This window comes from Kribbella sp. NPDC005582, from assembly GCF_040605415.1.
Lineage (GTDB): Bacteria > Actinomycetota > Actinomycetes > Propionibacteriales > Kribbellaceae > Kribbella.
Genome location: NZ_JBEXCU010000003.1, coordinates 1185878 through 1195123, shown reverse-complemented (window position 1 = coordinate 1195123; position 9246 = coordinate 1185878). Strand labels below are relative to the sequence as shown.

Here is a 9246-nt window from a genome sequence, read left to right as displayed (position 1 = left end):
AAACTCACACCCATCGAGTTTGAGACAATTCAACCCGTCGCACTCGCGGCCTGAAACACCAAACCCCGCGAGTCAACTGAACTCGGGGCAGTCCCACTCAGTGGACAACAGGCTGAGGCAGGCTTAGGCAATGGATGATCTTGAGCTTGCCTTTCGTACGTCGGATCTGGCGGCGCGGCGCGCGCTTGAGTACTTCGCTGCCGGGGTCAGTGTGTCGACGAAGGCTGATGGTTCGCCGGTCACCGAGGCGGACCGGGGGGTGGAGCAACTGCTGCGGGAGACGTTGTCGGCGGCTCGGGTTGGGGATGCGTTCCTGGGGGAGGAGTTCGGGGAGTCTGGGGAGTCTGAGCGAGTCTGGATCCTCGACCCGATCGATGGCACCAGCTCCTTTACCCGGGGTGAGCCGAACTGGCGAGTCCAGCTAGCGCTGCAGGTGAACGGGAGGACCGAGCTGGCCGTGGTCACCTCGCCGGCGCTTGGTCTGTGTTGGTGGGCGACTCGAGGCGGTGGCGCGTTCGAGTCCGCCTGGCCGCGGTCGGAGGCACGACGGCTCGAGGTCAGTACGACGGCGACGGTCGCGGACGCCGTACTGGATGCTGTGGGCAATGACCCTCGCCTGCCAACAGCACGGCCACCCGCCAGCCCGCTTCCGCTGATCGAGCTGGTCCGCGGCGAGATCGACGGCTTCCTCGTTGAGCGCTACTCGACCTGGGACCACACGCCGTGGATCCTCCTCGTCGAAGAAGCCGGCGGCCGGTTCACGAACCCGCTCGGCACCAACGCCGGCGATCAGAACGGCGGTGTCTACTCCAATGCCAATCTCCACCCCGAGCTGCTCGCGATGCTCAACTATCCGTCTGTACGGCGGCGTAGCGGGTGGTGAGGGATTGGGCTCGGGTGTGGAGGGCTTGGCGGAGCCAGGGTGGGGAGAGGGCTTCGGCGTTGGTGGAGAGCTGCCAGAGCGCCCATTCGGCGTGGCGGCGGTCTTGGAAGGTGACTTCCAGGCGGAGCCAGCCGTCGTCTTCGGGGGTTTCGGAGAGGATGGCCAGGGCGGTGCGGACGAGGTCTTCGCGGCGGATGGGGTTGATGCGGGCCACGACGGTGACCTGGTCGCCGCTGGTGCGGAAGCGGGTACTGCGTTCTTGCCAGGCGCGGTCGAGGTCGACGCGGTCTGGCCGCTCGGCGGGTTCGGGGAGTTCTTCGGCGGCGAGGATTCGGTCGAGACGGTACGTGCGGTCCTCGCCGGATTTGGTGGCGAGCAGATAGCCCTGCTCGCGGACGGTCACGACGCCGATCGGGTCGATGGTCCGCCATCGCGCGGACTGGTCGGTCGCGGCGTACGAGATGCGCAGCTTGCGGCCAGCCAGTACAGCGCGCAGTACGGCGGCGGTGGTGGCGTCGGGCAACTCGTCGGGGTTGAGGCGGCGCGAGAGCAGATCGGTCTCGGGGTCGATGAGTAGGCGCTGGGATGCGCCGGCCGCGGTGTCGCGGTAGGTCTCGGGGAGGGCGTCGACCACCTTGAGCATTGCGGAGGCGAGCGCGGAGCCGAGCCCAAAGACCTGCGCACCCCGCCGCGAACCGGCGACTACGAGGGCGAGCGCTTCGTCGTGGTTCAGCCCGGTGAGCTCGGTCTGGAATCCGGGGAGCAGTGCGAACCCGCCGTGCCGACCGCGCTCGGCGTACACGGGGACGCCTGCTGCGGACAGTGCCTCGATATCGCGCAGCACTGTGCGGGTGGAGACCTCCAGCTCGCGGGCCAGCGTGACGGCCGACAGCTGACCGTGCTGGCGCAGGAGCAGAACCAGCGAGACCAACCGGTCGGCGCGCATGCGAAAACTCTAACGGAATACACGACACAGGTTGTCGTGATTCGCTGAGAGGCTCTCTTCACAACGTCAACCGAAGGGAACTGAAGTGGGAGTGGAACGAACGGCGGTCAACCCGTGGGACTGGTCGAAGGCACTCGGCTACCACCAGGGCGAGGTCGTCTCCGGCAACACCCGCACCTTGTACTGCGCCGGCCAGACCGCCATGAACGCCGACGGCAAACCCGAGCACATCGATGACATGGCCGGTCAGCTCGCGCTGAGCCTCACCAACCTGGAGGCCGTCCTCACCGAAGCCGGCATGACCCTGGCCAACGTGATCCGGCTCAACGTCTACACGACCGATGTAGACCTTCTGTTCCAGCACTACGGCGTACTGGCCTCCCGCCTCGGCGCCGCCCAGGTAGCCCCGCCGACCACCATGCTCGGCGTCACCCGCCTGGCCATCCCCACGCTGATGGTCGAGCTCGAGGCAACAGCGGTCGCGTAACCCTCAAGCCGGCCAGGGCTCGGGGCGGGTGCCGTCTGTCGTCGTGAAGGCGGTCGCCAGTACGGCGTACTCGGGCGGCTGGGTCCATCCGCGCCCGCCGGTTGTCGACGATGTGCGCCAGGTGCCGCGGGTGCGCCTCGCCTACCCGAACGGCCGCTCGCAGGAGTGGGACACAACTGTCAGCGCTCATCCGGGCTAACACTTCGGCACGTAGGAGACCGTCCACGCGATCAATCTACGGCTCGTGTCGAAAAGGAGGTGGGTGGTTCGACGCAGGGGTAAGCACTCACAAAGGAGCACTCCAGATGACCCGCAAAGTTGTTGCTGCCTACTTCCTGTCGCTCGACGGAGTCGCCGAGGGGGCGGACAAGTTCCTCACCGGGTGGGACGATGAGACGGACGCTGCCGGCGCCCGTCTCATCGAGACCCAGGACACGGTGATCTTCGGCCGTCGCACGTACGACGAGTTCGCCGGGTTCTGGCCGACCAGCGACATCCAGCCGTTCGCGGACTTCGTCAACGCCGCGCCGAAGTACGTCGCGACGTCGACGCCGCTCGAGGCCGAGTGGGCGAACTCGCAGGCGATCGAGGGCGACCTGGCCGAGTTCGTCCGGAGCCTCAAGTCGGAGCCCGGTGGTGACATCGGCATCCACGGCAGCATGTCGGTCACGCAGACGCTGCTCGCCGCCGGACTCGTCGACGAGCTCAGGCTCGTCATCGTGCCGACGATCGTCACCACCGGGCGCCGGCTGCTCGACGGGTTGCCGGGCATCCAGCTCGAAACGATCCGCGGTACGACGTCGCCGAGCGGCCACCTGCTGGTCGAGTACCGCGTCGTCCACTAGGCAGGTCGGCCGAACCAGCGGGTCAGGCGGCGGTCCAGGTTCTGCTGGTCGTCGCCGGCCCAGGCGACATGGCCGTCTGGTCTCAGCAGCACGGCCGGTACGTCGAGTGCCACGGTCGGATCCGCGAGGTAGTCGACGCGGTCCGACCAGGCGCCGACGCTCAAGCGTTCGGTCCGGTCCAGCAGGAGGCCCCGGCCGCGGTGCAGGAGTGCGTAGAGACTGCCCTGCTTCAGGTCGAGGTCACGCAGGCGCCGGCCGACCAGGTCGGGACCCTCGCCCAAGTCGTAGCGGATATCGATCGCGGTGATCTTCTCGATCAGGTGGCGGTTGACCTCGTTGAAGTCCATCAGTTCGGTGAGCAGTCGACGGACTGCCTGCGGGCCCGGCTCCGGCGATGACAGCTCGATCTGGGCGCGGGTGTTGTCGAGGACGTTCGCGGCGACCGGATGGCGTTCGGCGTGGTAGGTGTCGAGCAGCGTCTCCGGTGCCCAGCCCTGGATCTGCGCGGCCAGCTTCCAGCCGAGATTGAACGCGTCCTGGACACCGAGGTTGAGGCCCTGTCCGCCGGCCGGCGGATGGATGTGCGCCGCATCGCCGGCCAGTAGCACGCGGCCGACCCGATACTGCTCAGCCAGCCGAGTGGCATCGCCGAAGCGGGACAACCAACGCGGTGAACGCACGCCGAAGTCGGTTCCGGTGATGGCTCGTAGCTGTCTCCGGAAGTCGTCGAGTGTCGGCTCCTCCGCGCGATCGCTGACGCCTGCGGCGGGGACCACGACGCGGTAGAGCCCGCCGCCCATCGGCCGCAGACTGAGCGACCTGCTGAGCTCCTGAACCTCGGCAACCTTGGCCGCGATCTCCTCCTGCGGCGCGTCTACTTCCATCTCGCCCATGAGGGTCTCGCTCCGCGATGGCTCGCCCGGGAACCCGACGCCGAGCAGCTTGCGCACGGTACTGCGCCCGCCGTCACACCCGACGAGATAGCGCGTACGCAGTTGCTCGCCGTCCGCCAGTTCGACGGCCACATGGTCGTCGTCTTGCGCGAATCCGGTCACCGCCACGCCACGCCGTACCTGTGCGCCGAGAGCGACGGCATGCTCCTCGAGCAGCCGGACGATCACGGGCTGCGGGATGCCGAGGAGGTAGGCGTGTGCCGAGTCCAGACCCTCGGGCGCCGGCTTGTTGATCGCCGCGAAGAAGCCTCCGGCCGGGCGCTCGCGCCCATGTTCGCGAAGGCGTTCCAGCAGGCCGCGCATCGCCATCAACTCGAGACTGCGAATATGCAGGCCGACGATCCGGACGAACGAAGCGGGCTCGGTGTCCTTCTCGAGAACCAGCACGCGGACGCCGTGCAGCCGCAGCTCCGCGGCGAGCATCGCGCCCGTCGGTCCGCAACCGGCGATGATGACGTCAGTCGAAGTGTCCATAGGTGTTACCTCTCAGGAGTGCCCAGTGGGAAGGCGCTCCCGGCGACACCTACGCCAATCGCCCGACCGTGACAGCACAGCGGAGCACCCACATCGCTACAGCGTTCATGGGTCCCACCTCCTCGAGCAGTGTCACGGTTCCCGGCAAACTACAAGCCCGATGCTCACCAAGTCGAACCCTTTTCACCGGTCTGGCTGTGGAGCATGGCTGCTAGTTCGGTGGGGTGGCTGAGTGCTGGGCAGTGGCCGCTGGGGAGCTCGTCGGGAGTGATGTTGAGGCGGTCGTGGGCGAGTTGGCGTTGGAAGGACGCTGGGAAGAGGCGGTCCTCGGTGCAGAGGATGTAGCGGGTGGGAACTGTGGGACGAGCTTTGAGAGGGGACGGGTCGTAGTAGGCGGTGTTGGAGGGCGGGCTCGGCTCTCGAGCCGGGATCTGGTCGGCGAGGTGCTTAGGTACGTCGTGGAAGTAGCAGACTGCTGGGTCCGAGGAGCCGGTGAGGCCGCCGTCGCGGGCGGCCTGAGCTCGGACCGCTTCCGCGTGGCCGGTGTTGCTCCACCAGTCCGATGGACGTTCGCCGGGTAGCGGGACCATCGCGGTGACATAGATCAGCCCCGCGGTGGGGATCCGGTCGACGACCAAAGGCGCGGTGAATCCACCGAACGAATGCGCGACCACGTACAGCTCCTCCGCCGGACCGACCGCAGCGACGACCGCGTCGGCGTACCCGGCCAGGGTTTCCGTCTGGTCGCCGGCCCACAGCGTCGGGGCAACGGTGGTGTGACCGAGCGCTTGGAGCTCGGCCTCCACGAGATGCCAGAACCAGCCGCCACCGACGCCGGCGCCGTGAATCAACGCGAAGGTGCTCATGGCTCACGACGCTAGCCACGCGCAACCAAGCTGTATAACGATGCTTCGCGATCATGATGATCGGCTCCGGGAATCGCTAGTTGATATCGAACTCGTTTCCCTCGGGATCGGTCATCGCGACGGCGTAGTGGTCCAGCCCTTCGGGAGCGTTCGTGCGCACCCGCGTGGCGCCGAGCGCGACCAGCCGCGCTGCCTCGGCCTCGACGCGCTCGCGTCTGACGTCGAGGGACGACTCGCGCCCGCCGCTGGCGTTCACGTCGATGTGGAGGCGGTTCTTGATCGACTTGCGCTCCGGCACGACCTGGAACCAGATCCGCGGGCCTTCGCCGTTCGGGTCAACGATGCTGTCGGCACCTACGCCCAGCTCGTCCTCCGGTACGCCGATCGAGCGGTAGAAGTCGTCCCACGAGTCGAAGCCGGCGGGCGGGGGAGCGATCACGTAATGCAGCGCCTCGGCCCAGAACTGGGCGAGTGGTTCGGCCGCACTGCAGTCGATCACCAGTTGGTAGGACACGGTCATGGGTGGGACCTCCCCGAGATTGGACTGGCAACAGCCTTCCAGGGCCTACCGACAGTTTTCGTCAGCTGACAGAGTGAGCGGATGTTGAAGCAGGTGGCCGACGGCGTTTGGGTACGGCAGAGCGAATGGGTGTGGAGCAACGCTGTCGTCGTGAGAGGCGACGACGGGCTGATTTTGGTTGATCCCGGCATCAACGGTTCGGACCTGAACGAGCTGGCCGATGACGTGGAGCGGCTCGGGACCCCGGTGGTTGCCGGGTTCTGCACGCATCCTCATTGGGATCACCTGCTCTGGCATGCCCGGTTCGGCGATGTGCCTCGGTATGCCACGGCGAGCGCCGTACAGGTTGCCAGCGAAGCGCGCGAGCGGGCGCAGGCGATGGCGGCGGAGACCGCGACGGGCATCCCGCTGGAGCTGATCGGGTTGTTGACGCCGGTGCCTGACGATGGGGGAGTCGTGCCGGGGGAGCTCATCGCGCACGACGCGCACGCCGTCGGGCATACCGCGATTCTGCTGGCGGATCGCGGCGTACTGATCGCGGGCGACATGCTGTCCGATGTCCTGATCCCGATGCTCGATCCTCGCCGTACGGGTCAGGTTGATGCCTATGCGGCAGCGCTTGACCGGCTCGCCGACGCGACGCAGCACGTCGAGGTACTGGTCCCCGGGCATGGATCTGTTGCCCAAGGCCCCGAAGTGGCGGCTCGTCTGGCGGCCGACCGGGCCTATCTCGACGCGTTGCGCCAGGGCGACGAACCGCTCGACGAACGACTGCTGACTCACGACTGGCTCGCGGGCCCGCACCAGGCGAACCTGAAGTCAGCCGGTTAAGGTTTCCACTCGCGCCTGAGGAGTCCGTAGACCCAGGAGTCCGAGACCTCGCCGTTGACGATGCAGTCTTCGCGCAACGTGCCTTCGCGCACGAATCCGAGCTTCTCCAGGATTCGAGCAGACGCTGCGTTGCGCGTGTCGGCTTCGGCCTGGACCCGGTTGAGATCCATCGTGTCGAACGCCCACTCCAGCAACGCACGCGCCGCCTCGGTCGCGTAGCCGTGGCCCCACGACGCAGCGTTGTAGCAGTAGCCCAGTGAGGCGCTCCGGTACGTCGGATTCCACTGGCTGACGCTGCACCAGCCGAGAAACGCCCCATCGGCCGACCGCTCCACGGCCACCCGCGCGCCAGTGCCTTCGCCGGCCATCTGCCGGCACGTTGCGATGAAGCGGTCCGCACGCTCCGGTTCGTCCCACGGCGGCGAGTCCCAGTACCGCAGTACGTCGGAGTTGCTGTGCAGCGCATAGAGGTCGTCAGCGTCCGATTCGCTGAACGGCCGCAACCGGAGCCGGTCGGTGTACAGCGTGGGAGGCGGCAGTGGCATGACCGCATCGAAGCACCCAGCCCGCGCCGTCGCAACGGCATTTGGGGGAGTGGCATGCTGATCAGGTGGCGTTGGATCACCAGCAACTGGAACTACTGAGCCGCTGGTTGCCCGGCGCAGTCATCGAGCACGACTACAGCTGGGGACTCGTCGGTACGACGGTGCTCCAGGTCGGGGGAGTCGACGGCACGCGATACATCGTCAAGGCCGGCGATGCTCACGACCATCACATCGAGCGGGAGCTCGCTGCGCACCGCCAGTGGCTCGCGGTGTGGATGTCCACCGGACAGGCGCCGCGGCTCGTTCATGGTGACGACGCAGCCAAGCTGATCGTCACTGAGTTCCTGCCGGGACAACTTGTCGAAGGCACCGACAGCGAGTGGCAGCTCGACACCTACCGCCAGGCTGGTGAGCTGCTGGCTCGGTTCCACGATCAGTACGCCGTACTGGATGACGGCGAGTATGAGTCGCATCAGAAGGCGAAGACGCTCAGCTGGCTCAAGCGGCCGCACCGCATCGACGAGGCGGCCACGGCAGTGCTGACAGCTGAGGTCGAGAGTTGGCCGACGCCACACTCGCTGGTCGTGCCGACGCACGGCGACTGGCAACCCCGCAACTGGCTCGTTCACGAGAGCTGTGTCAGCGTCATCGACTTCGGGCGTGCCGAGCTGCGACCTCGCCACACTGACTTCGGTCGGCTCGCCGTACAGCAGTTCCGGACGATGCCTGCGCTCGAGTCCGCGTTTCTCGACGGGTACGACGGCGATCCTCGCCGTACTGATGCTTGGCGCCGACTGCAGGTTCACGACGCGATCACCACCGCGGCGTGGTCGCATCACGTCGGCGACGAGTCCTACGAACGCCAGGGCCTCAGGATGATCGCCGACGTACTAAGTGCTTTGTGAGATGGCGTTCAGGAGGTCGGGCAGGCTGGATGGGTGCGCGAGTTTCAGGTCGGGGAGTTCGTTCGGGTGGAACCAGCGGAGGTCGTCGAGTTCGTCTGGGGCGGTGATGGCGGGGTCGCCGTGCCAGTCGGTGACCAGGAATGCGTGTACGTCGAGGGTGGGGTCGGTGGTCGTCAGGGGGATAGGTGTCGGGTGTTGGAGGTGGACACCTAGTTCTTCGAGGCCTTCGCGGTGGACTGCCTGGAGGGGTGATTCGCCGGGTTCGACGTGGCCGCCGACGAGGTCCCAGCAGTCCGGGTACCAGCGGCGGGACGGATGGCGATGGGCGAGGAGCGCGAGATCGTCGCGGACGAGAAGCGCGACGGCGATTTGTATCAGGGGAGTCTCAGCTGACTGATGGGGTGGGCCGGCGTTCGTTGAGCCAGCTCTCGAGGACAGCTGGATCAGTGACATAGCTGTTGAGAAGTCGTACGTCGGCGGGCCAGGCCACTGGGCGTTTGCCCACGTGCAGGGTGTTCGGAGTGACAATGAGGTGCGGTTGACGGGAGCGGGCTGCCCAGACGAAGCAGACGATCGACATGATCGAGAATCCCAGCACGAGCAAGAGCATCAGCCTCGGTGTGCCTTCTGCATCCCTGAGGGCGAGCAACGGAAACACGACACCGGCGAAGCTGAACGGCAGAGTCAGACCGATGCGGCGCACATTCGGACGCTTGCGCAACGGGAAGACAACTCGCCCACTGCGCTCGAGCTCGGCAGTCCAGTCGGCCGGCGACAGCTCACCCATGACCATCGATCCCCACCCTCCAGAAGTTCGCCAACCGTACTGCAGGAAGCAGGCCTTCTCCAGGCGGGCGAAACTGAGGGCGAAGGCTGGCGGATTGTCCGGCCGGCGGCCGGAGCTGGCCAATGGGTCTCGATCGACGCGCTCATCCCCGACGCGGACTGGTTCTGACTCTCACTCCAACGGGAGTGTCTCCCCGAGTGCTGC

At 66.8% G+C, this 9246-nt stretch carries 13 protein-coding genes; 6 read left to right on the top strand and 7 right to left on the bottom strand.

Annotated elements, in window-relative coordinates; all coding sequences use genetic code 11:
- The first annotated feature begins 130 nt into the window (after positions 1 to 130).
- On the top strand, positions 131 to 883 hold the full coding sequence (locus ABZS29_RS23265) for an inositol monophosphatase (RefSeq protein ID WP_355464400.1): 753 nt from the start codon (positions 131 to 133) through the stop codon (positions 881 to 883).
- Here ABZS29_RS23265 and ABZS29_RS23260 read toward each other — a convergent pair.
- A complete protein-coding gene (locus ABZS29_RS23260) occupies positions 846 to 1829 on the bottom strand; it encodes a WYL domain-containing protein (protein ID WP_355464399.1) in 984 nt (327 codons plus the stop codon). The genes ABZS29_RS23265 and ABZS29_RS23260 overlap by 38 nt on opposite strands.
- Positions 1830 to 1920: 91 nt before the next feature.
- Between ABZS29_RS23260 and ABZS29_RS23255 the strand changes: the two genes are divergently transcribed.
- The 3 genes from ABZS29_RS23255 to ABZS29_RS23245 all read left to right on the top strand — a co-directional run bounded on the left by ABZS29_RS23255 (position 1921) and on the right by ABZS29_RS23245 (position 3161).
- Positions 1921 to 2316 (top strand): RidA family protein, encoded by a 396-nt coding sequence (locus ABZS29_RS23255; RefSeq protein ID WP_355464432.1) that lies wholly within the window; start codon positions 1921 to 1923, stop codon positions 2314 to 2316.
- A gap of 28 nt (positions 2317 to 2344) precedes the next feature.
- Positions 2345 to 2515, top strand: coding sequence for a hypothetical protein (locus ABZS29_RS23250; RefSeq protein WP_355464397.1), 171 nt, complete (start codon positions 2345 to 2347; stop codon positions 2513 to 2515).
- 106 nt (positions 2516 to 2621) lie between these two features.
- A complete protein-coding gene (locus tag ABZS29_RS23245) occupies positions 2622 to 3161 on the top strand; it encodes a dihydrofolate reductase family protein (RefSeq protein ID WP_355464395.1) in 540 nt (179 codons plus the stop codon).
- Here ABZS29_RS23245 and rox read toward each other — a convergent pair.
- From rox to ABZS29_RS23230, 3 genes are all read right to left on the bottom strand, one after another.
- Positions 3158 to 4588, bottom strand: coding sequence for a rifampin monooxygenase (rox, locus tag ABZS29_RS23240; RefSeq protein WP_355464393.1), 1431 nt, complete (start codon positions 4586 to 4588; stop codon positions 3158 to 3160). The two genes, ABZS29_RS23245 and rox, sit on opposite strands and share 4 nt — an antisense overlap.
- Positions 4589 to 4752: 164 nt before the next feature.
- Positions 4753 to 5454 carry an alpha/beta hydrolase gene (locus tag ABZS29_RS23235; RefSeq protein WP_355464391.1) on the bottom strand — a complete coding sequence of 234 codons (702 nt, stop codon included), beginning with the start codon at positions 5452 to 5454 and terminating at the stop codon, positions 4753 to 4755.
- A gap of 76 nt (positions 5455 to 5530) precedes the next feature.
- Positions 5531 to 5974 carry a VOC family protein gene (locus ABZS29_RS23230; RefSeq protein ID WP_355464389.1) on the bottom strand — a complete coding sequence of 148 codons (444 nt, stop codon included), beginning with the start codon at positions 5972 to 5974 and terminating at the stop codon, positions 5531 to 5533.
- Between the two features lie 81 nt (positions 5975 to 6055).
- Between ABZS29_RS23230 and ABZS29_RS23225 the strand changes: the two genes are divergently transcribed.
- The gene (locus ABZS29_RS23225) at positions 6056 to 6805 is read left to right on the top strand and encodes an MBL fold metallo-hydrolase (RefSeq protein ID WP_355464387.1); all 750 of its coding nucleotides are present in this window, start codon (positions 6056 to 6058) and stop codon (positions 6803 to 6805) included.
- Here ABZS29_RS23225 and ABZS29_RS23220 read toward each other — a convergent pair.
- A complete protein-coding gene (locus tag ABZS29_RS23220) occupies positions 6802 to 7350 on the bottom strand; it encodes a GNAT family protein (RefSeq protein WP_355464385.1) in 549 nt (182 codons plus the stop codon). The genes ABZS29_RS23225 and ABZS29_RS23220 overlap by 4 nt on opposite strands.
- Positions 7351 to 7415: 65 nt before the next feature.
- Here ABZS29_RS23220 and ABZS29_RS23215 point away from each other — a divergent pair, with 65 nt between their 5' ends.
- A complete protein-coding gene (locus ABZS29_RS23215) occupies positions 7416 to 8255 on the top strand; it encodes an aminoglycoside phosphotransferase family protein (protein ID WP_355464383.1) in 840 nt (279 codons plus the stop codon).
- On the opposite strand, the gene ABZS29_RS23210 is transcribed toward ABZS29_RS23215, so the two are convergent.
- Both ABZS29_RS23210 and ABZS29_RS23205 read right to left on the bottom strand, forming a co-directional pair.
- Positions 8241 to 8708, bottom strand: coding sequence for an NUDIX domain-containing protein (locus ABZS29_RS23210; RefSeq protein ID WP_355464382.1), 468 nt, complete (start codon positions 8706 to 8708; stop codon positions 8241 to 8243). The two genes, ABZS29_RS23215 and ABZS29_RS23210, sit on opposite strands and share 15 nt — an antisense overlap.
- Positions 8641 to 9048 (bottom strand): hypothetical protein, encoded by a 408-nt coding sequence (locus ABZS29_RS23205; RefSeq protein ID WP_355464380.1) that lies wholly within the window; start codon positions 9046 to 9048, stop codon positions 8641 to 8643. The genes ABZS29_RS23210 and ABZS29_RS23205 overlap by 68 nt, the downstream gene beginning before the upstream one ends.
- Between the last annotated feature and the right edge of the window lie 198 nt (positions 9049 to 9246).

What these genes read in the sequence shown, in the direction of transcription:
- ABZS29_RS23235 (WP_355464391.1), bottom strand. Translation starts at nt 5,454, where the DNA reads ATGAGCACCTTCGCGTTGATTCACGGCGCCGGCGTCGGTGGCGGCTGG.
- ABZS29_RS23230 (WP_355464389.1), bottom strand. Translation starts at nt 5,974, where the DNA reads ATGACCGTGTCCTACCAACTGGTGATCGACTGCAGTGCGGCCGAACCA.
- ABZS29_RS23220 (WP_355464385.1), bottom strand. Translation starts at nt 7,350, where the DNA reads ATGCCACTGCCGCCTCCCACGCTGTACACCGACCGGCTCCGGTTGCGG.
- ABZS29_RS23245 (WP_355464395.1), top strand. Translation starts at nt 2,622, where the DNA reads ATGACCCGCAAAGTTGTTGCTGCCTACTTCCTGTCGCTCGACGGAGTC.
- rox (WP_355464393.1), bottom strand. Translation starts at nt 4,588, where the DNA reads ATGGACACTTCGACTGACGTCATCATCGCCGGTTGCGGACCGACGGGC.
- ABZS29_RS23225 (WP_355464387.1), top strand. Translation starts at nt 6,056, where the DNA reads ATGTTGAAGCAGGTGGCCGACGGCGTTTGGGTACGGCAGAGCGAATGG.
- ABZS29_RS23265 (WP_355464400.1), top strand. Translation starts at nt 131, where the DNA reads ATGGATGATCTTGAGCTTGCCTTTCGTACGTCGGATCTGGCGGCGCGG.
- ABZS29_RS23210 (WP_355464382.1), bottom strand. Translation starts at nt 8,708, where the DNA reads ATGTCACTGATCCAGCTGTCCTCGAGAGCTGGCTCAACGAACGCCGGC.
- ABZS29_RS23260 (WP_355464399.1), bottom strand. Translation starts at nt 1,829, where the DNA reads ATGCGCGCCGACCGGTTGGTCTCGCTGGTTCTGCTCCTGCGCCAGCAC.
- ABZS29_RS23205 (WP_355464380.1), bottom strand. Translation starts at nt 9,048, where the DNA reads ATGGTCATGGGTGAGCTGTCGCCGGCCGACTGGACTGCCGAGCTCGAG.